Annotated in this window: 17 protein-coding genes; 7 read left to right on the top strand and 10 right to left on the bottom strand. The window is 66.1% G+C overall.

All coding sequences use genetic code 11. The features are described 5' to 3' along the window. Positions 1 to 90: 90 nt before the first annotated feature. The 6 genes from DESTE_RS01890 to DESTE_RS01865 all read right to left on the bottom strand — a co-directional run bounded on the left by DESTE_RS01890 (position 91) and on the right by DESTE_RS01865 (position 6904). A complete protein-coding gene (locus DESTE_RS01890; RefSeq protein WP_035064413.1) occupies positions 91 to 1650 on the bottom strand; it encodes a sodium:solute symporter family transporter in 1560 nt (519 codons plus the stop codon). After that, positions 1640 to 1978, bottom strand: a complete 339-nt coding sequence (locus DESTE_RS01885) for a DUF485 domain-containing protein (protein WP_051384551.1) — start codon at positions 1976 to 1978, stop codon at positions 1640 to 1642. Before DESTE_RS01885 ends, DESTE_RS01890 begins: the two co-directional genes overlap by 11 nt. A gap of 540 nt (positions 1979 to 2518) precedes the next feature. Then, complete coding sequence (locus DESTE_RS01880) at positions 2519 to 2758, bottom strand: hypothetical protein (RefSeq protein WP_035064410.1); 240 nt, start codon at positions 2756 to 2758, stop codon at positions 2519 to 2521. Between the two features lie 457 nt (positions 2759 to 3215). Next, positions 3216 to 5801, bottom strand: coding sequence for a Lon protease family protein (locus tag DESTE_RS01875; protein WP_156925231.1), 2586 nt, complete (start codon positions 5799 to 5801; stop codon positions 3216 to 3218). A gap of 16 nt (positions 5802 to 5817) precedes the next feature. After that, positions 5818 to 6246 carry an Hsp20/alpha crystallin family protein gene (locus tag DESTE_RS01870; RefSeq protein WP_035064407.1) on the bottom strand — a complete coding sequence of 143 codons (429 nt, stop codon included), beginning with the start codon at positions 6244 to 6246 and terminating at the stop codon, positions 5818 to 5820. Between the two features lie 373 nt (positions 6247 to 6619). Then, positions 6620 to 6904 (bottom strand): peptidylprolyl isomerase, encoded by a 285-nt coding sequence (locus DESTE_RS01865; protein ID WP_012611461.1) that lies wholly within the window; start codon positions 6902 to 6904, stop codon positions 6620 to 6622. 152 nt (positions 6905 to 7056) lie between these two features. Here DESTE_RS01865 and DESTE_RS01860 point away from each other — a divergent pair, with 152 nt between their 5' ends. From DESTE_RS01860 to DESTE_RS01830, 7 genes are all read left to right on the top strand, one after another. Beyond that, on the top strand, positions 7057 to 8763 hold the full coding sequence (locus tag DESTE_RS01860; protein ID WP_051384260.1) for a 30S ribosomal protein S1: 1707 nt from the start codon (positions 7057 to 7059) through the stop codon (positions 8761 to 8763). Between the two features lie 223 nt (positions 8764 to 8986). After that, positions 8987 to 10432 carry a DegQ family serine endoprotease gene (locus tag DESTE_RS01855; RefSeq protein WP_035064404.1) on the top strand — a complete coding sequence of 482 codons (1446 nt, stop codon included), beginning with the start codon at positions 8987 to 8989 and terminating at the stop codon, positions 10430 to 10432. A gap of 248 nt (positions 10433 to 10680) precedes the next feature. Beyond that, positions 10681 to 12135, top strand: a complete 1455-nt coding sequence (gene hslU / locus DESTE_RS01850) for an ATP-dependent protease ATPase subunit HslU (protein WP_198015304.1) — start codon at positions 10681 to 10683, stop codon at positions 12133 to 12135. Between the two features lie 96 nt (positions 12136 to 12231). Then, the gene (gene argB / locus DESTE_RS01845) at positions 12232 to 13194 is read left to right on the top strand and encodes an acetylglutamate kinase (RefSeq protein WP_012611457.1); all 963 of its coding nucleotides are present in this window, start codon (positions 12232 to 12234) and stop codon (positions 13192 to 13194) included. Positions 13195 to 13558: 364 nt separating this feature from the next. Further along, the gene (locus tag DESTE_RS01840) at positions 13559 to 14404 is read left to right on the top strand and encodes a split-Soret cytochrome c (RefSeq protein WP_035064402.1); all 846 of its coding nucleotides are present in this window, start codon (positions 13559 to 13561) and stop codon (positions 14402 to 14404) included. Positions 14405 to 14721: 317 nt separating this feature from the next. Beyond that, entirely contained in the window at positions 14722 to 15180 is a 459-nt protein-coding gene (locus tag DESTE_RS01835) for a cache domain-containing protein (RefSeq protein ID WP_035064400.1), read from the top strand. A 71-nt stretch (positions 15181 to 15251) separates the two neighbouring features. Continuing rightward, complete coding sequence (locus DESTE_RS01830) at positions 15252 to 17027, top strand: methyl-accepting chemotaxis protein (RefSeq protein ID WP_035064398.1); 1776 nt, start codon at positions 15252 to 15254, stop codon at positions 17025 to 17027. Positions 17028 to 17052: 25 nt separating this feature from the next. Here the strand turns inward: DESTE_RS01830 and DESTE_RS01825 are convergent, their stop codons facing one another. From DESTE_RS01825 to DESTE_RS01810, 4 genes are all read right to left on the bottom strand, one after another. Beyond that, complete coding sequence (locus DESTE_RS01825) at positions 17053 to 17259, bottom strand: DUF1737 domain-containing protein (RefSeq protein WP_035064395.1); 207 nt, start codon at positions 17257 to 17259, stop codon at positions 17053 to 17055. Positions 17260 to 17356: 97 nt separating this feature from the next. Then, entirely contained in the window at positions 17357 to 18151 is a 795-nt protein-coding gene (locus tag DESTE_RS01820) for a substrate-binding periplasmic protein (protein ID WP_245590689.1), read from the bottom strand. 241 nt (positions 18152 to 18392) lie between these two features. Beyond that, positions 18393 to 19622, bottom strand: coding sequence for a CgeB family protein (locus DESTE_RS01815; protein WP_425411700.1), 1230 nt, complete (start codon positions 19620 to 19622; stop codon positions 18393 to 18395). 236 nt (positions 19623 to 19858) lie between these two features. Beyond that, positions 19859 to 21172 (bottom strand): glycosyltransferase family 9 protein, encoded by a 1314-nt coding sequence (locus tag DESTE_RS01810; protein ID WP_035064387.1) that lies wholly within the window; start codon positions 21170 to 21172, stop codon positions 19859 to 19861. Positions 21173 to 21314: the final 142 nt, after the last annotated feature.

The raw sequence follows: 21314 nt of genomic DNA, 5'->3' as shown, positions 1-21314 counted from the left end.
TCGTTCCGCACATGGCGCGGAACGACCCGGTTTCATATTGCCTCGGTAGCGATCCGGGAAGGCTTCTGCCTTCCCGGATTTCCTTTTGTCCTACTCCGCGCCCACCCCCAGATAGTTGCGCACCTTCTGGGCGGCGTAACGTGCTTCGGCGTCCTGTTCCGGCCGCAGCACCGACCCCAGCCATCCCGCCGCAAAGGCTGCGGGCATGGAGAACAGCGCGGGGTTCTTGAGCGCGAACGGTGCGGCCATGCCCCACGGCGAATGCAGCACGTCCACCCACACGGTGGGGCTGAGCATGATCAGCCCCACGGCCAGCGTGGCCCCGGTGGCGATGGAGCACACCGCCCCGAAGGTGGAAAACCGCTTCCACAGGATGGACATGAGCAGCGCGGGGAAGTTGGCGCTGGCGGCGATGGCGAAGGCCAGCCCCACCATGAAGGCCACGTTCTGTCCCTTGAAGGCGATGCCCAGGGCCACGGCCAGCACGCCCAGCGCCACGGTGGCCCGCTTGGCCATGCGCACCTCGTCGGCCTCCGTGGACTGCCCGCGCCGGAACACATTGGCGTACAGGTCATGGGCGTAGGTGGTGGCGCCCGCCAGTGTCAGCCCGGCCACCACGGCCAGGATGGTGGCGAAGGCCACGGCGGCGATGAAGCCCAGGAACATGGTGCCGCCGGTCACTTCGGCCAGCAGCAGCGCAGCCATGTTGCCGCCCTTGTCGAACCCGGAAACGATATCCTGCCCCACCAGCACCATGGCCCCAAAGCCGATGATGAAGGTGAGCACGTAGAAATACGAGATGAGGCCCGTGGCGTAGAACACCGATTTCCGGGCGGCCTGGGCGTCCGGCACGGTATAGAAGCGCATCAGGATATGCGGCAGCCCCGCCGTGCCGAACATCAGCGCCATGCCCAGCGACAGGGCGTCCCACGGGTTGGACACGAGGCCGCCGGGGGCCAGCACCTTGTCGCCGTAACGCGCAGCCGATGCACGGAAGAGTTCAGCCGGGCTGAAGCCGAAGTTCTGCAACACGAAGAACACCATCACGCTGGCCCCGCCCAGCAGCAGCACGGCCTTGATGATCTGCACCCAGGTGGTGGCCAGCATGCCGCCGAACAGCACGTACGCGATCATCACCGCGCCCACCACCAGCACCGCCGCCTCGTACGGCAGGCCGAACATCAGGTGCACCAGCGAACCGGAACCCACCATCTGGGCGATGAGGTAGAAGGCCACCGTCATCAGCGAACCGCACGAGGCCGCCACGCGAACGGGCTTTTGCCGCAGGCGATAGGCCACCACGTCGGCGAAGGTGTACTTGCCCAGGTTTCGCAACGGCTCGGCGATGAGGAACATCATCACCGGCCAGCCCACCAGGAAGCCGATGGAATAGATGAGGCCGTCGTAGCCCTTCAGCGCCACCAGCCCGGCAATGCCCAGGAACGATGCCGCGCTCATGTAATCACCCGCCAGGGCCAGCCCGTTCTGGAACCCGGTGACGCTGCGCCCGGCTGCATAGAATTCCGCCGCCGAACGGCTGCGCCGGGCCGCCCACCACGTCACCCCCAGGGTAAACGCCACGAACAGGAAAAAGAAGCCGATGGACAGCGCGTTGGGCTGCCCGATGGTGGACGAGAATTCACTGGGCATGGCGCGCCCTCCCCTGCGGCTGCAACGTGGCCACGATGCGCCGCACCGCGCCGTCGTATGACCGGTTGGCCCACCACACGTACATGCCGGTGAGCGCCGATGCGGTGAGGATGATGCCGAACCCCACCGGGATGCCCAGGGGCATGCCGCCCGACTCCGCCACCTGCAGCAGGTCGCGCCGGAAGGCCAGCACCATGATGAATCCGAAGTAGATGGCCAGCATGGCCGTGGTGAGAATGAGCGAAACGCTCCGGTGCGCGCGCACCAGTTCCATGAACGGTTCGTCGTCGCACAGTGAGGAATGCGGAGCCTCCGGAAGGCTGTCCATGGTCATGCCCATGTGTTCCGCGGTCTCGGTGATCGTGGCCATGTGGAGCCTCCTTGCATGTGCCCGCGTGCGGATGTGGCCCGCATCGCGGTCGTTTACCCGGTCGGGGCGCCCGTGCCGCCACGGTGCCGCCGGTGTCGATGGCTCCGTTGTACGGCCACGATGCAAGAGCGCCACACCACTTTCGGTGAACGACGCTCATGCCGCCGCAAACGCGCAAAAAACGGAAAAAGGACCGATCGGAACCGCCTGCAACACCGTTTGCCGTTCATCGGCGACACACAGACAAAGGCGGCACATCCGAAAAAAGCAGCACCACCACACGTCGTTCACCGGCTACCACGCGCCGCACGCCCCGGCCCGCGCGCCATTCAACCCGAACCCTATGCGTACCCAAGCCATCTTCCGAACCATACGCCGCCAGGGCGCCGCTGCCGTTCCCGCCGCTCGACAACAAAAAAGGGATGCCGCGTCACACGACATCCCCCAACAACACCCCTTCGGCACTGCCGAAGGGTCTTGCACCATTCCCGGCGCACGTCACTGCCCGGCCAGCAACGGCACCGTCTCGTGCAGCGCATCCATCATGCGGCGCACCGCGCGGCGGCGCATGCCCGGCACATCGCCCCACGATTGCGCATCGCAACTGACGCAACAGTTTTCATGTTCGACATCGACGAACAACAGCGCCCCCACCCGCGCCTCTATCTCCAGCCGCCTGCCGTCGCGCGTCACAAGCACGACCTGCATCAGGTCGTACGGGTACTCTTCGTTGGTCATGCGTCCTCCTTTGGCCGTTACGGGAGAGGGTTCGCCACCTCTTATCACATGATGCTTCCCGTTCAAGATGCGGCGCACGGAATGGCCGGACATTGTGCATTTGCGGGACTAGCTGTTTCTTCGGTGTGCTACGTGACACGCCATTGTCTTTTTTCCGTGAAAGATGCGCTGAGGACGCCTGTCCGACTCCATTGTGAAATAAATAATTACAGACAATCCGATGTTTGAACAATCAGCCATCAATGCGATTCCGGACGATGCATCGGCAGGAACCCTCGATCTGCACGGGTCCCGCCAGCACACTCCTTGCGCAACCACGCAAAGGGCGGCCCCTTCCCGCAGGAAAGGGCCGCCCGTTCAATCATCCGATGGGGTGGCGTACGGCAATCCCCAGGTCACGTTCTGACCATGCGTGACGGGTCAGACCTGATCAGGACAGCCGCACCAACCACGCAGCCTATTTCTTTTTGTCTTCCGGCTTCTTGGCGGGCTTGGCTCGCTTGCCCGTGCCCTTGCCGTTGCCGTTTTCTTCCTTCTTGTCGCCAAAGCTGCGCAGCCCTTCGGCCAGTTCGCTCAGCCTGGCGTCCACCTTGCCGTACACGGTATCGGCCGGGTAGCTGCCGTCCGCGCCCCGCACCCCGGCGGGCACGCCGGTCAGCAGTTCGATGCCTTCGTCCACCGTGCGCACCGCCCAGATGCGGAACGTGCCCGCGCGGACGGAATCCAGCACTTCCGGCTTCAGCATCAGGTCATTGACGTTGGCGGCGGGTATCAGCACGCCCTGCCCGCCGGTCAGCCCCTTGCGCTTGCACACTTCGTGGAAGCCTTCGATCTTCTCGTTCACCCCGCCGATGGGCTGCACCTCGCCCTTCTGGTTCACCGATCCGGTGACCGCAAGGCCCTGCCGGATGGGTACGCCCGACAGGCTGGAAAGCAGCGCATACAGTTCGGTGGACGATGCCGAATCGCCGTCCACCCCGCCGTAGGACTGCTCGAAGGCAATGGACGCCGCCAGGGTCAGCGGCTTGTCCTGGGCGAAGGCCCGGCGCAGGTAGCCGGAAAGGATGAGCATGCCCTTGTTGTGGATGGCCCCGGACAGGTCCGATTCGCGCTCGATGTTGATGATGCCCTCGCGCCCCATGGAGGTGGTGGCGGTAATGCGCGAAGGCTTGCCGAACATGTGGTCGCCCATGGCGTACACGGCCAGCCCGTTCACCTGCCCGACGACCTCGCCGTCGGTGTCGATGAACACGCTGCCTCGGTCGATCATCTCCTGCACCTTTTCCTCGATGAGCCCGGCACGGTACTGCCGCCCGTCCACCGCCTGGGTCACGTGCGCGGCGGACACCATGTCCGCCCCGGCCTCGCGGGCGATGTAGTCGGCCTCTTCCATGATGTCGCGCAACACCGGGAACGAGGTGCTCAGCTTTTCGCGCCGTCCGGTCATGCGCACGCCGTGTTCCAGCAGGGCGGCCACGGCGGTGGCGTCGAACTGGCGCAGGCTGCGCGCCGCCACGAAAGACTTCATCAGCTTGGCCACCTCGGTGACGCACACCTCGTCCAGCGGCATGGACGAATCGAAGTCCGCCCACACCTTGAAGATCTTCTGCACGTCCGGGTCGTAGTGGCGCAGCATGTGGTACAGCTGCGGCGTGGCCATGACCACCACCTTGACCTCCATCTTGATGGATTCGGGTTTGATGCCCGTGGTCGTGACGAAGTAGTAGGGGTCGAAGGTCTGGATCTCCATTTCCGAGGTCTTCAGGGCGCGCTTGAGGGTCTGCCACACCCCCGGTTCCATGATGGCGTCCATCAGGTTCAGCACCAGGTAGCCGCCGTTGGCCTTGACGAACGACCCGGCGTTGATCTTGGTGAAATCGGTGCGCCACAGGCCGGAACGGTCCATGACCCGCTCGATGGAGCCGAACAGGTTGCGGTAGTTGGGGAACGATTCCACGATCACCGGCGGTCCTTCCAGTTCCGCGTTATCCACCAGCAGGTTGACCTGGTAGGGATGCAGCACCGCTTCCGCCGGGGCGGGCACGAACATGCCCATGGGCCCCTGCACCTGCTGGCCCATCACCTTCAGGCCGTCCAGGTTTTCCGCCATGTCGGCCAGCACGGCCTCTATGTGCTTCTGCACCTTGGGGTCGTCGTAGCCTTCCAGCAGCGGCTTGGCGAGGTCGCGGGCCGAGCTCATGAACATGAGCCGGTCCACCTCTTCGGTCTTGCGCTTCACTTCCTTTTGCAGTTCGCGCACGTCCAGGAAGATGGCGTCGATCTCTTCCTTCAGGGTCTTGTAGGTTTCCTGAAGTTTTTCCAGTTCCTCGTGCGGAAAGCGCCCCTTGGAGGCCATTTCCTCCAGCTTCAGCAGGTGCACCGGCTCGCCGTCCACAATAGGCACGATGTCCGGCCGCTGGATCTGGCCCATCTGCATGTTCACCAGCACGAAGCCGGAATCGCGCACCTTGGTTTCCAGGTTCTTGAAGAACTCGCGGGTTTTCCTGTCGTGCGCCTCGATGATCTCGTTCTTGCTGGCGATGTATTCCTGGCTTTCGAACAGTTGGGGGATGTCGCGCTTCACCGTGTCCAGGAAAGCCTGCACGTCTGCCTTGAAGGCGCGGCCCTTCCCGGCGGGAAAGCGCAACAGGATCGGTTCTTCGGGCGTCTTGAAGTTGTTCACGAAGCACAGGTCGTCGGGCGTGGCCTCGCCCCGCGCGCCGTTGCCCAGCAGCCGCTTGACCATGGACAGCTTGCCGATGCCCACGGCCCCGGTGACGAAGATGTTGTAGCCCTTGCCCTGCATGCCCATGCCGAAGCGAAAGGCATCCACCCCCCGCCGCTGGCCGATGATGTCGGTCTGCTCGTCCACCTCGCCGGTATGGGCGAAGGGCAGCGTTGCGGGGTCCAGCGTCCAGCGCAGTTGTTCGGGCGCCAGCGGAGCAGGCAGCGCCCCGCCGCCCGCCTGGGGCGCGGGGGCGGACGAAGTCGAAGATACGGAAGAGGCAGCGGTGCGTTTGGTCGCTTTCTTGGTGGTAGTCATGGTGCCTCCTTGTTTCTCAACCGGCCCGGCCGGTCCTGACGGGAACGCGGCGGGCTTCGGGCCTGCGGCACTTGGGCATGGTGATGCGCAAGACGCCCTCGTCCAGTTCCGCCTCCACGTCTTCCGTGCGGATCTTGCACGGCAGGATGAAGCGGCTTTCATACCGGCTGCTGGATTCACCGATGCCGCAGGTGGCGCTTTGGGCGCAACGCACGATGAGCACGGTGCCGGTGATGACGATGTCCAGGTCTTCGGCGGTGACACCCGGCAACTGCGCCTCGACCACCACCGCATCGGGGGTGTCGATCATGCGCAGCGCCGGTTCCATCAGCGGCTGGCAGACCGAGGGCAGGCCCAGTTCCGAGCACAACCGGTCGAACATCCGGTCGCTCTCGCTTCTCAGGCGCTGCAATTCCTCGCTTTTCCACAACTTGAAGTTGGCCATGCGGATGACCTCCGGAAATGGGGGGGCAAGGAGCGGGCGGGCCGGTGGGTCCGGCGTGCCTCCCGCGCGGCGCGGTGCGCCGCTGCCTGGATGGTCCAAATGGTCTGACCGGCCCATGCGGCCCACGCGGGCCGACGGGGCCGGGCTTTCACCGGCAGGAAAACGGACAGCCGGGGCGGCGCCTTGCGGGGCAGCCGCCCCGGCCGGGTTGCGGTTCTCTGCATGAACGATGGAGCGCGGCGTGCCCCTGCCGGACCGCAACCGCCTGTCTGTTTGAATAAGACCGGGGCGTTGCCCCGTCCAGAGGGCGGCGGAAAGGCCACTCCCGGGCGGGAGTCACACGGGCTGTGTCCGGATCAGGATGTTCCGGCCCCTAGCTGCCGGAGCGCGCCGTCACTTCAATCAGATGATGGCCGAACTGGGTGCGCACCGGGCCGAGCACGGTGCCCACTTCGCCGGTAAACACGACTTCGTCGAATTCGGGCACCATGGCGCCACGGGGGAATTCCCCCAGGTCGCCGCCACGGCGGCCCGACGGGCACTTGGAGTGGGCGCGCGCCACCTCGGCAAAGTCTTCACCCGCCAGAATGCGGGCCTTCAGTTCGTTGCAGGCATCCTCGGTATCAACGAGAATGTGGCGTGCCTTGGCTTTGAGCATGAAACCTCCTTGCGAAAATGGCGATTTCCCTACAGTATCGCACGCCGTGGACGGCGACGCAACCACGCCGTCGCACTTGCCCTTGCCCTTCGGCGCTGATATTGCGGGTGAACGCCACGCGGCGCACAGCACTTTTCAAGGAGATCGGACTGATGACTGGTGAACGCACCGAAGCCACCGGGCTGGAAACCCCGGAGGCCACCACCGAAACCGGACAGGCGGAAGCCACCGCCCCCGAAGCCGCCACCGCCCCTGCCCCGCAGGACATGGCTGGTGACGACGCATTCGACGAGAACGCCAGCTTCGCGGACCTGCTGGAGGCACATTCCGGCGCGGCTGAAACCGTGCGCACCGGCGAACGGGTGAAGGCCACCGTGGTGGCCATCGGCGAGGACACCGTCTTCGTCGCCACCGGAGCCAAGGTGGACGGTCTTGTGGACCGCAAGGAACTGGAAGACGCCGAAGGCAACCTGCCCGTGGCCGTGGGCGACGTGCTGGAACTGTACGTGGTTTCGGCCAACGCCAATGAAATAAAGCTGTCCCGCGCCATGGGCGGCCAGGTGGGCCTGGCCCAGATGGAAGACGCCCTGAATGCGGGCATCCCCATCGAGGGCAAGGTTACCGGCCCCTGCAAGGGCGGCTTCAACGTCGAAGTCCTGAAGCGCCGCGCCTTCTGCCCGGCCAGCCAGATGGACCTGCGCCCCGGTGCCGAGCCCGACTCGTTCACCGGCCAGACCTTCCAGTTCCTGATCACCCGCCTGGAGCAGAACGGCCGCAACATCGTGGTTTCTCGCCGCATGCTGCTGGAACGCGAGCAGGCCGAATCGCTGAGCGCCCTCATGGAAAACGTGAAGGAAGGCGACGTGCTGGAAGGCGCCGTGGCCCGCCTTGCCCCGTTCGGCGCCTTTGTGGAAATCGCCCCGGGCCTTGAAGGCATGGTGCATGTTTCCGAACTTTCGTGGTCGCGCGTGCAGCAGCCCGACGAGGCCGTGAGCGTGGGCGACAAGGTGCGCGTGAAGGTGCTGGGCATTGCCGGTGCGGAAGAAGGCAAGGGCGGCAAGGATTCCCGCAAGGGTCCGCGCATTTCCCTGTCCATCCGCCAGGTGTCCGGCGACCCGTGGCAGGATGTGGCCGATCGCCTCGACGCCGACCAGATCCTGACCGGCAAGGTCACCCGCCTCGCCCCGTTCGGCGCCTTCATCGAGGTGCTGCCCGGCGTGGAAGGCCTGGTGCACCTTTCCGAAATGTCCTGGACCCGCCGCATCAACAAGCCCGAAGAGGCCGTGACCCCCGGCGAAACCGTGTCCGTGAAGATCAAGGAACTGGACCCCGCCCGCAAGCGGCTGTCCCTGAGCCTGCGCGATGCGGAAGGCGACCCGTGGGCCACGGTGGAAGAACGCTTCCCCGCCGGTTCCACCGTCACCGGCACCGTGGAAAAGCGCGCGCCCTTCGGCCTGTTCGTGAACCTGGCCCCCGGCGTCACCGGGCTTCTGCCCAACGCCGTGGCCGCCACCTCGCCCCAGTCCAAGACCTACGCCGGGCTGAACCCCGGCGCGGAAGTCTCGCTGGTGGTGCGCGACCTGGACGTGAAGGCCCGCCGCATCTCGCTGGCCCCGGCAGACGCCACCGGCGAGGACGACGGCGAATGGCGCAAGCTTGCCCAGCCCCAGAAGCGCGAACCGCGTGAAGGTCGCGGCGGCAGCCGTGATGGCGGGCGCGACGGCGGGCGTGACTGGAACCGCGACGGCGGTCGCGGCTCGCGTTCCTCTGCCCCGGCCACCGTGGTGTCGGGCGATTCCAGCGGCTTCGGCAGCCTGGGCAGCGCCCTGCAGGCCGCCCTGGAAAAGCGCAAGAAATAACCGTACGTCTACCGGCAACGAAACGGGGGGGCGCGTACGCGTTCCCCCGTTTTTTCGCGCCCGTGTCCGGCCACGCCTTGCGCCACACGGACAAAAAATGGCGTTACGGTGTTTACATCGTACCGGTATGCCCTATTATCTCACCCAGTCGGCCCCGCGAATACGGGGGCCGTTGCCGCGGGCACGTCGCCGCCTGCAAACTCCCCCTGCCAAGGAGCCCTACATGGCACGTTCACTTTCCCGTACCCTCGCCGCCGCGCTGGCGCTGTGCCTTGTGCTTGCAGCCGCCGCCCAGGCCGCGCCCATGCTGCCCGATTTTCGCGAACTGGCGAAGCAGTCGGGCGATGCCGTGGTCAACATCAGCACCGAAAAAACCGTGCAGGCAGCGGAAAACCCGTTCAATGAACTGTTCCGCAACATGCCGCCCGGCACCCCCTTCGACAAGTTTTTCGACCAGTTCGAAAAATTCCATGGCCGCCAGCAGCGTCCGCAAAAGCAGCGCTCGCTGGGTTCCGGCTTCATCATTTCGACCGACGGGTACATCGTCACCAACAACCACGTGGTGGCCGAAGCGGACGTGATCCGCGTGAACCTGCAGGGCGCCAGCGGCAAGTCCAACTCGTACGTGGCCAACGTCATCGGCACCGACGAAGAGACCGACCTTGCCCTGCTGAAGATCAACGCGGGCAACTCGCTGCCGGTGCTGCGCTTCGGTGATTCCGACAAACTGGAAGTGGGCGAATGGCTGCTGGCCATCGGCAACCCCTTCGGCCTCGACCATTCGGTGACCGCGGGCATCCTGAGCGCCAAGGGGCGCGACATCCGCTCCGGCCCGTTCGACAACTTCCTGCAGACCGACGCCTCCATCAACCCCGGCAACAGCGGCGGCCCGCTGCTGAACATGGACGGCCAGGTCATCGGCATCAACACCGCCATCGTCGCCTCCGGCCAGGGCATCGGCTTCGCCATTCCCAGCAGCATGGCCGAGCGGGTCATCGCCCAGTTGCGCGCCGAGGGCAAGGTGCGGCGCGGCTGGATCGGCGTGACCATCCAGGACGTTGACGAGGCCACGGCCCGCGCCCTGGGGCTTGGCGAGCCGCGCGGCGCGCTGGTGGGCTCCGTCATGCCCGGCGAACCGGCCGACAAGGCGGGGTTGAAGGCCGGGGATATCGTGCTGAAGGTTGACGGCGACGACGTGCCCGGTTCCAGCCAACTGCTGCGCCGCATCGCCGCGTTGAAACCCGGCGATACCACCAGGCTGACCCTGTGGCGCAACGGCCAGACCAAGACCGTCAACCTGACCCTTGGCGAACGCACGGCGGAACACCTGACCGCCCAGCGCGGCGATGCCGCCCCCGAAAAGGGCGGCAAGGAACAGGCATCGGCCAGCCTTGGCATGAGCGTACGCCCCGTAAGCGCGGAAGACGCCCGCAATCTGAAACTGGAAGACGCGCGCGGCCTGCTGGTGGTTTCCGTCGAGGGCGGCAAGCCCGCGGCAGAAGCGGACATCCGCGCTGGCGACATCATCCTGCTGGCCAACCTGAAGCCGGTGAACACCCCCGCCGACCTCACCAAGGTCATCGAGCAGGACGGCAAGAAGCGCGGCGCGGTGATGCTGCAATTGATGCGCCGCGGCCAGACCTTCTTCCGCACCGTGCCCCTGGAATAGCGCGCACCGCGCGCACACGATCGCAAGAACGGGGAGGAGGCGCGCACGCGCCCCCTCCCCTTCCGTTTCCGGCCCTTCCGTTTCCGGCCCGGCACGCCCGGCCCACCGCCGCCCCCTTTCCGGGCGTTGGCTTTCGCCGTCCGCGCTGGTATCGTGCCCCGCACCGCGCCCACGCCCACGCCTTCCATCACCGCAGGGCGCGGCGGTCTTCCGTCAGAACGAACAACCCGCCTTCGCGCATATCCATCATGAGCAACCTCACCCCCCGTGAAATCGTTTCGGAACTGGACAAATACATCGTGGGCCAGAACGCCGCCAAGCGCATGGTGGCCGTGGCCATGCGCAACCGCTGGCGTCGCCAGCAACTGGACCCGGCCCTGCGCGACGAGATAGCCCCCAAGAACATCATCATGATGGGCCCCACCGGCGTCGGCAAGACCGAGATCGCCCGGCGGCTGGCCAAGCTTTCCGCATCGCCGTTCATCAAGGTGGAGGCCACCAAGTTCACCGAGGTGGGCTACGTGGGCCGCGACGTGGAATCCATGGTGCGCGACCTGATGGAAATCGGCATCGCCCTGGTGCGGGCCGAGGAAAACGAGAAGGTCCGCGTGAAGGCCGAGGCCCGCGCGGAAGAACGCCTGCTGGACCTGCTGCTGCCCGGCGGCGCGCCCCAGCCCGCTTCACAGTCCGGTCAGTCTGCACAAGGCATGGGCGGCCTGACCTTCGATCTTGTCTCCGGGCAGGCCATCCCCCAGCCCCCGGCGCAAGCCGATGCCCCCCACGCATCCCCCCCCACGGGCACCGGCTCTACCCCGGACAGCCGCTCCTCCACGCGCGAAAAGCTGCGCACCCTGTGGCACGGCGGCAAGCTGGACGACCGCGAGGTGGACATGGAGGTGGAGGAATCCGGCGGGCCGCAGGTGGGCGTGCTGTCCATGCCAGGGCTGGAAGACGTGGGTTCGCAGGTGCGCGACATGTTCAGCAAGGTCTTTCCCTCGCGCCGCAAGCGCCGCCGCATGAAGGTGCGCGACGCCTTCAACCTGCTGACGCAGGAAGAAGCCGACCGGCTCATCGACCACGACCGCGTGTCGGACCTGGCCCGCGAGCGGGTGGAGCAGACCGGCATCATCTTCATCGACGAAATCGACAAGATCGCCAGCGGCACCACCCAGAAAAGCTCCGACGTCTCGCGCGAAGGGGTGCAGCGCGACCTGCTGCCCATCGTGGAAGGCAGCGTGGTCAACACCAAGTACGGCATGGTGCGCACCGACCACATCCTGTTCATCGCCGCCGGGGCATTCCATTTCAGCAAGCCCTCGGACCTGATTCCGGAACTGCAGGGGCGCTTTCCCCTGCGGGCGGAACTGTCCGCCCTTGGCCGGGACGACTTTCTGCGCATCCTCACCGAACCGCACAACGCGCTGACCCGGCAGTACACCGCCCTGCTGCACACGGAGGGCGTGCACATCGAATTCACCGAAGACGCCCTGCGCGAAATCGCCGCCTTTGCCGAAGAAACCAACGCCCAGACCGAAAACATCGGGGCGCGGCGGCTGTACACCATCCTGGAAAAAATCCTGGCCGACCTTTCGTTCGAGGCGCCCGACCGTTCCGGCGACCGGGTGACCGTGGACAGCGACTACGTGCGCGCGCATCTGGCCGACGTACGCGCCAACAAGGATCTGAGCCGCTACATCCTGTAGTCTCCGACTCCAACGAAAATCCTGTTTTGGAAACAGCCCCTGTTGCAAGAACCCCAGCCGCTACCTCGCCGTAGCGCACCGCCCGCAGAGAGTGCCATGAGCCAGACCGAACAGGCCGCGTCCTGCTGCGCAGACCCCGCCGCCTACGCCAAGCTCCAGTCCAAGGTGCTCATCGAGTGCCTGCCCTACATGCGCCAGTTCCACGGGCAGACCGTGGTCATCAAGTACGGCGGCCACGCCATGAAGGACGAGGCCCTGAAAAAGGCCTTCGCCCTCAACATCGCCCTCTTGAAGCAGGTAGGCATCAACCCGGTGGTGGTGCACGGCGGCGGCCCGCAGATCGGCCGCATGCTGGAGCAGCTGCACATCCAGTCGCAGTTCCGCGAGGGGCTGCGCGTCACCGACGACGCCACCATGGACGTGGTGGAAATGGTGCTGGTGGGCAAGGTCAACAAGGAAATCGTGAACCTGCTGAACCTCAGCGGGGTGAAGGCCGTGGGCCTTTCCGGCAAGGACGGCCAGCTCATCCGCGCCCGCAAGATGGAGATGATCGTCAACGGCGGCAACCACGCGCCGGAAATCATCGACCTTGGCAAGGTGGGCGAGGTGATGCGGGTGGAAACCACCCTGCTCCGCTCGCTGGAACGCGACAACTTCGTGCCGGTCATCGCGCCCGTGGGCGTGGACGAAAACGGCGAGACGTACAACATCAACGCCGATGCCGTGGCCGGGGCCGTTGCGGCGGCGCTGCGCGCCAAGCGCCTGCTGCTGCTCACCGACGTGGCGGGCATCCTGGACAAGCAGAAGGAACTGATCCGCTCGCTGACCACCCGCGAAGCCGTGGAACTGTTCACCGACGGCACCCTGACCGGCGGCATGATCCCCAAGGTGAAATGCTGCCTGGAAGCGCTGGAGGAAGGCGTGGAAAAGGCCATGATCGTGGATGGCCGGGTGGAGAACTGCATCCTGCTGGAATTGTTCACCGACAAGGGCATCAGCACCGAAATAGTGGGCGAGCGCGGCATGCGCGCCGCCGTGAGCTGCGGCTGCCGCCGGTAGGACAATCCGGAAACAGCCGCAGGCAGATTCCCCTGCCCGCCCGGGCCTGCCCCCCTGGGTTGTTCCGTCCTGCGGACAGCCCACCGCCACCTGAAATTGTCACCCATCATGGCCGGAAGGACCCCCTTCCGGCCACTTTCGTTGTCTGCACCGACACAGGCAGGCCCTGCAATGTCCGGTTGGCAGCCCGATACACCAGGTTGGCAGACGAAAAGCCGACTTTGCACCCCCTTCCCTCTTCCGTTTCGCGCAACATGGCGCAGTTCCACATTGTTTCAAAACAGAACAAGCATGGAACACTTCTTGCTGATACGCATCCACTATCGAGCGCGAGTGGTCGCTCTTATTTCATCGGAGGAACAGCATGGAACGGATGAACAGAAGATCAGCCTTGAAGACCCTGGGGGTACTGGGATGCGCAACGGGCTGCCTTGCTGGCGGCCTGCTGTCGGGCGCGGCAACCCAAAATGCAGCGGCGGCCGCTGGCGCCGCCAGCGGGCACTTTGCCCAGAAGGACGCCCCCTTCTCGTGGAAGCCCCACATGCTGGACGCCAAGATCTGCGCGCCCGTGGCCTACGACGGCTACTGGCACCAGGGGTACGGCTGCGGCTACGGGGTGTTTTACGCCATCGTGGGCATGATGGGCGAACAGCACGGCGCGCCGTACAACCAGTTTCCCTTCACGATGCTGGAGGTGGGCAAGAGCGGCATTTCCGACTGGGGCACCATCTGCGGCGCGCTGCTGGGCGCGGCCAGCGCCTTTGCGCTGTTCTGGGGACGCAAGGAACGCGACCCCATGGTGGCGGAACTGTTCCGCTGGTACGAGCAGACCGCCTTCCCCATGCATGATCCGGGTGCGGCCTTCAAGGGCGTGGCTGGCGCGCTGCCCACCAGCGTGAGCCATTCGCCGCTGTGCCACGTGTCCGTGGGCCGGTGGTGCCAGGCATCCGGCTTTGCGGAAAAGAGCAAGGAGCGCGGCGAACGTTGCGCGCGCATCACCGCCGACGTGGCCACCAAGGCCATCGCCATCATGAACGCCAAGCAGGCGGGCGCCTTTGCCGTGGCCCACGGCGACCCGGCTTCGGTCACCTACTGCGGCGAATGCCACAACCCCGGCAAGCAGTCGCCCCTGCTCAAGGGCAAGATGGACTGTACCCCCTGCCACTCCGGCAGCCCGCATACGGCGGACAAGTTCAAGAATCATCCCTGACGACCACCGCCACCCGCGATGCCGCGCAATGCCTGCCGGCATGACGGCGGCAACCGGCCAGACGGACTGCGGTCCTCTGGCCGGTTTTGCGTATCCGATCCCGTCCGTCCGCCTGCCCTGCCCCGTCGAGTCATATCGTGGCGTGGCGTGGCGTGTCGCCGCCGTCGGCCTTGTCCCTTTCCAGCTTCGCCCCCCTTGCTCCCCTGCCCCTGGCCTTGCCCCTGCGCCAAGTAATCATGCCCCGCGCGTATCCCCCAAGCTATCATGGTCTGCATCCATATCCATCAGGCGCGGCATGGCCCGCCAAAGGAGACCCCATGAAATACGCACTGCGCGCGGCACTGGCCCTGTTGCTCGTGGCGGCCCTGTGCCCGCTGGCCAGCGCCCAGTCCAAGGGCAGCAAGGATGAAGCCGTGGCCATGGTCAAAAAGGCCGTGACGTACCTCAAGGCCAACGGGCGCGACAAGGCCTTTGCGGAAATCAGCAACCCCCAGGGCATGTTTGTCGATCGCGACCTGTACGTGGTCGTCTACGACATGCAGGGCAAGTGCCTTGCCCATGGCGCCAACGCCAAGCAGGTGGGCAAGAACCTGATGGAACTGCGCGACCCCGACGGCAAGTACTTCGTCAAGGAGCGCGTGGAACTGGGAAAAACCAAGGCCTCGTTCTGGCAGGACTACAAGTTCGCCAACCCCCAGACCAAGCTCATCGAACCGAAATCCATGTACATGGAACGCGTGGACGACCTGCTGGTGGGGTGCGGGGCATATCAGTAAATCCGGACCCCGTGTCCGCATGACCACCGACGCCCGCCGCGAGCGGGCGTCGGTTTTCCGCAGGGGGAGGCATGGGCATTTCGCGCATCGGCACCAAGATCGCTGGGGCTTTTCTGATCGTCGCCGCCATAACGCTCGGGGTGGGCGTCATCGGCTACCTTGGCATCAACAGCGCCAGCCATTCGCTTGAAAGCATCGTGGCCCGCCGCATGCCGGGCTTTCCGCACCTTCTGCGCATCGCGGAGGAAATCCGCGAGGTCGTCATTGCCCAACGCAGCCTGCTGGTTCCCGGCATTTCTCCGGATTTCTCGCGGCAGCAATACGCGGCCATAGAGCAGTCGCGCACGGCCATAGCGGAAGCCATGGAGAAGTACGCGGCACTGCCCCGCTCGGAGAGCGAGAACGCCCTGTTCGCGGAATTCCGCACGCAGCTCGACGCAGGCCGCAAGGGCAACGACGCCCTGCTCGACCTCATCCGCGAGTGGGAAAAGGACAAGAGCGACATCCTGGGCCTGATGGAAATACTGGCGCGCACCACCGACCTGCGCAAGGTGCACGACGCCACGTTCGCCGCCCTGGATGCCCTGACGGACCAGGGGGTCAAGGAATCTGCGGAACTCTACCGGCAAGAGATGCAAAGCGCCGCGCGGCACAAGACCGCCATCGTGGCGGGCATGCTGGGGGGGCCCGTGCTGGCCATGCTGCTGGGCGTGGGCATCACGCTCATGCTCACCCGGCCCCTGCACCGGGCCGTGGACTACGCCAGGGCGGTGAGTGAAGGCAGCCTTGACCGAGAGCTGGACGTGCACGGCGCGGACGAGGTGGGCATGCTTGCCGAAGCCTTGCGCCGCATGGTCGTCAGCCTTCGGGGGCTGATTTCCGGGGCAGAGGAGAAACAGCGCCTGGCCACGGAAGAAGCCCACCGGGCGCGGCTGGCCACGGAAGAAGCGGAAAACGTCCGCCGCGAAGCGGAGGTCGCCACCCGCAAGGGCATGATGCTGGCGGCTTCACGCATCGAAACGGTGGTGGCCAACGTATCCAGGGCGTCGGAGGAACTGACGCGCCGCATCGACCACACCTCCAGCGGCGCCTCGTCCCAGCTCGACAGCGTGGCGCGCACCGCGACCGCCATCGGCGAGATGAGCGAGACCATAGCCGATGTGGCCCACAGCGCCACCAACGCCTCGCACACCGCCGACAATGCGCGCGCAAAGGCGCTGGAGGGCGCCACCGTGGTCGGCGACGTGGTGCGCGGCATCGGCCTTGCGCAGGACCAGGCGCTGAGCCTGAAGACGGACATGGCCGTGCTGGGGGAACAGGCGGAAGGCATCGGCCAGATCATGAACGTCATCTCGGACATTGCCGACCAGACCAACCTGCTGGCGCTCAACGCCGCCATCGAGGCGGCCCGGGCGGGCGACGCCGGTCGGGGCTTTGCCGTGGTGGCGGACGAGGTGCGCAAGCTGGCGGAAAAGACCATGGCCGCCACCAGGCAGGTGGGCGAGGCCATCGGCAACATTCAGGAAGGAACGCGCAAGAACGTGCAGAACGTGGACAACGCGGTGGGCGCCATCAACGATTCGACGCAGGCGGCGCAACGGTCGGGCGAGACGCTGCGCGAAATCGTGGGGCTCATCGAGGAAACGGCGGCGCAGGTAAGCAGCATTGCGGCGGCCGTGGAGCGCGAGACGGCGGAAAACGACGAGATAGACCACGCCATCAAGGAGGTGGACCGCATCTCGTCGTCCATGGCCGAGGCCATGGTGCACGCGGCGCGAGCCATCGGGGACCTGGCCGACCAGGCCCGCGAACTGCAACGCCTGGTCGGCGAGATGCAGCAGGGCTGATGCCGACGCCCGCAGGCTGCTGGCGTTACTGGGCGGAAAGGTCCATGCCCGGCACGTAGTCCTTGCCTTCCACGTCCTTGACGACGGCCTGCCCGGCGATCACCTGCTTGCGCTCGGCGTCATAGGTCAGCGTGGGGCCGCCGTGCAACTGCCAGCCCTTGTTCAGGGCCTCGGTGACGCGGTGGCAGAAGGCGGAATCGTCGGGGCCGGTCAGGTAGCGGTAAACTTTCATGGCAGGTTCCTTGACGAAGGAGTGGACGCGGATCCGGATGGCCCGCCGGAGAGATGGAAGGGGCCGGGGGCGGGCACGCGGCTGGCCCCCGCAAGCGTCAGCGGGTCAGGTGCGCGGCCAGCTTCTGCGGCCCGTATTCCGCGAACAGGGCGCGCAGGGTGCCGTTGGCGCGCATGCGGGCCAGCGAGGCGTTGACCCGGGGCAGAAAGTCGCGCAACGAGGCATGCAGCATCAACGTGATGGGCGCGGGGTCGGCGAACACGTAGGCCACGCGGAAATCGGTCTCCGACCAGCCCGCCCTGTGCATCCAGTAGGCGGCCTCGTAATCGTCCACGATCATGGCGTCGATGCGCCCGGCCCGCAGTTTTTGCAGGTTCTGGGTCACGGTGTAGGCGTCCTCGCGGCGCAGCATCCCGGACTCGAAGGCTTCATCGAAACCATCGTGGTAGACGTACCCGCCAATGGTCCCAAAACGCAGCCCGGCAAAATCGCGTACGGAGCGGAACACGCCTGTGGTACCCGCGGAAACCAGCACCATCTCCGTCGACATCATGAACGGCTCGGAATACACGGCCACGTCGGAAAGCACGCCTTCCCACACGGGCGACGCGCACGGCACCACGTTGATCTCGCCCCTGCGGAAGGCCGCCTGGCGGCGTGGCTTGGGCATGAAGCCGAAATCCACGTCCAGCCCCAGATCCTCGGCCACCTGACGCAACACCATGGGGCAGATGCCATCGGCGGAACCGTCCGGCCCGGACATGATGCGCGGCGCCCATTCGTCGGACACGGCCACCAGCGTTTGCGGCGAGGGACCACCAGCCAGCACCGGACGCACGGAAAACGCCAGAAGCGCCGTGCAGGCTGCCACGGCGCATGCGGCGTGCAGCACGCGAAGACTACACCGGACACGAGAGGGGCGCGGGGCTGGCGGGGCATGGTGGATTGTGCGGACGCTCATGCCACGGCGCATAGTCCATCCTGTAAACGTTGGCAAGAGCCACGCCACGCTTACGCAACGTGGCCGCGTTGGGCACAGGAAGCGTCCATTCCTGGTGTCGCCGCGCGGGCGATCCATCGGCAGAAATCCCCCCGACGCAACCGATCATGCCATACTGCGGGACGCCCGCGTATCAGGCGTACTGCCTGCGCCATTCATCCAGAAACAGCAAGGACGTTTCCAGCGGGGTCAACTGGCCGCTGTGCTGGCGCAAGGCGGTAATCACGTCCGCAAAGGCGGCGTCGGCGGGCAGGCCCAGCCGGTCCAGCAGCGTGGCAAGGTCGCGGCGCATGTCCTCGGGCAGATCGGCGGGCAGCCCCGCATCGGCGGCGCGCGGGGTGGGCCAGCCGGGGCGGCGCTGGGCGATGAATTCCAGCAGCGTGCGCATGCGGTGCTGGTAGGTATGCTGCGCCAGTACCTTTGCCCGGGCGCGGGCCGCCATGGCCTGCCGTTCTTCCGGGTGGGCCAGGTAATGGGCGATGGCCGCCTGCAGCCCGTCCATGGAATCGAAGGTGGCCAGTTCATCCTCGGCGAACAGTTCGTCCATCAGGGTGCGCCGGTCCACCAGTTGGAAGGCCCCGATGCTGGCCAGTTCGAAGGTGCGCGGGTTCACGAAGTCGCCGCCGGTGACCAGGGTGCGCGACTGGATGCTGGAATGCAGGTTCAGGTTGATGCGGCTGGCGTTGTAGATCTTCACCGAATCCTCGGCGGACACCCGCGCCCCGCCCTGTTGCACATGCCGCGCCAGCAGGGGTTCGCCATCCCATTCCGTGCCCCATATCTTGAAGTCCAGATGCACCAGTTGGCGAAAGGCCACGCGTCGGTTGGGATAGCCCGCGCCCAGAAAGGCCACGTCGGCCCCGTAGCGGCGCTGGTCCACCGGCGAAAGTTCAAGTGATCTGTGAAAGGACGGCAGCGCGGCCATGGGCAGGTACAGCGCGTCGCGCACGCCCATGGCGGCCAGTTCGTCCAGCAGGGGCGCGCGCTGGATCACCGCGAACACGTCGTAGAACGGCGCAAAGGCCCGCCAGTAGGTGAACACCCGGTGGTCTTCCACGAACCACATGGCCGTGGCCACGTTGTCGCGCCGCAAGCGCTTGAGGGCCTGATGATTCAGGGGAGCCTGGGCCAGGCACAGCACAAGGTCCGGCGCGAAGGTTTCCACCTTGGCCAGCACCGCCTGCGACACCACCTGCAGGAACGAGTTTTCCAGAAACTCCAGCCGGTCCGCCGTCACCTTCAGATCCTTCAGCGCCGTGAACGCCCCGAGGAACGACGGGGCCTCGAAGGTTTCCACCACGTGGCCCAGGTCGCGCAGGGCATCCACGCAGTAGCGTCCGATGGGCAGGGAGCCGCCGTACATGGGCAGCACCACCAGCACGCGCAGGCGGGGCGTGCTGCTGCCCGGTATGGCAGATGCGCCGGACACGGCAGACGCAGAGGATTGGGAAACGTCGAAAGACTGGGTCATGCGCAAACCTCGTGCCGGTACCCCGGCGGAGCGTAAGGGCGGAAATTTCAGGGAAGCAAGGCAGGTTTAGCTCTGCAAGACTTAAAGTCGAGCTTTAACATTCAACCGCCAACCAACCGCGCACCCTTTCATGCACCACGCAGCGGTTCATCCGCGAACGGGTCGAACGCGGTGAATGCCGCGCCCTCCGGGCCGGGCAGCATCCAGTCCGCCTCGTGGTACAGCAGGCGGGCCAGGTCATGGTCCGCCAGTTCCTCGCCCGTGAACAGGCCAAGGTACTCGCCCACCAGCGCCCGCAACTCCACCCGGCGCAACGCGGACGGGTCTTCGCCGAACACGGTCAGCCAGGTGGAGCCCACGTCGTCGAGGGTGGAGACCATGCCCAGCATGCCGGGCGGGTGACGGTCGCCGGGACGTCCGGACAGAAAGGACAGGAACTCGCGCGAGCGGAAGGCATCCAGGCATTGCACCCCGATGGGACAAGGCCGCGCCTCCAGGCAGGGCAGGCAGTCCAGGGTGGCTTGCCACACCCGGTGGCCGGGGCCGTAAGGCCCCGTTTCGTGGCACCACGCCGATGACAGAAAGAAGCCCTGCACCGGCACGCCAAGGTGCGCGGCAAGATGCATGGTGCCGGTATCTGGGGTGAGCAGCGTATCCAGCCCCACCAGCGCGTCGGCAAGGTCCGCCCAGCCGGTGCGCCCCACGAGGTCGTCGTAGTTTCCGGCCACGGATGCGGGCAGATAGTCCAGCACCTTGCGCAGCAACGGACGCTCGGCCCTGGTGCCGAAAAAGGTCACCCGCGGCCCGCCCAGTCCCTCGAACACGGCCCGCAGGCAGGCCGCCAGCGCATCGGGGGGCAGCGACCGGCGCGACATGCGCCCGGCCAGCACCACGCCGATGCCCCGTCCGCCCCGCAGGGCGATGGGGTTCACCCGCGCCGGGGCGATGGGCCGGGGGGCCAGCGCCGCCCAGAAGTCCACCAGGTTCACGGGGGACAGGCGGCGGTGCGCCACCCAACGGAAGGCCATGCGCATCCAGCGGTCGCGCAGGGGCTGGCCGTTCAGACTGCGATAGCCGCGCACCGCATCGGGCGGAAACAGCGCGGCAAGGGCCATGTTCAGCCCGGAATTGTTCAGATTGTAGATGGTGTCGAAGCGTTCCGCCGCCAGGGAGGCGAAGACGCGGGCGTTGTGCGCCAGAACGTCGGCCTGGGGCGTCCCGCCGTGGGCGCGCACCCCGTGCACGGTGACGCCGGGATAGACCAGCCGGGCCAGTTCGACCAGCGAGGCGTCTACCGCCAGATGGACCTCCGGGGCCGAATACGCCTCGTGCGAGACGGCATCCTCGTCGTGCGCGACGCCATGCAGCAGCGACAACACCAGACGCTTGGTCTGCACAAGGTCGCCGAAGCGGGCCAACTGGATGACAAGGTGCTTGCTCATGGTGTGGGCGATGGCGGCAAGGGGTTGGCGTCGTTGCGGGAATTGGGCATCACGGGGCTTTCCGGGCAGACTAGCCCAAGTGGCGCGTGGCGGCAAGGCAAGGGCCGGACTGCGGCCTGTTGCGCGGGTGCCTACGCAGTCC

Origin of the sequence: Nitratidesulfovibrio termitidis HI1 (assembly GCF_000504305.1) — a bacterium.
In the GTDB taxonomy this organism is placed as follows: Bacteria; Desulfobacterota; Desulfovibrionia; order Desulfovibrionales; family Desulfovibrionaceae; genus Cupidesulfovibrio; species Cupidesulfovibrio termitidis.
Note: the sequence above shows the minus strand (reverse complement) of the source record. Positions and strands in the feature narration are given on the sequence as shown.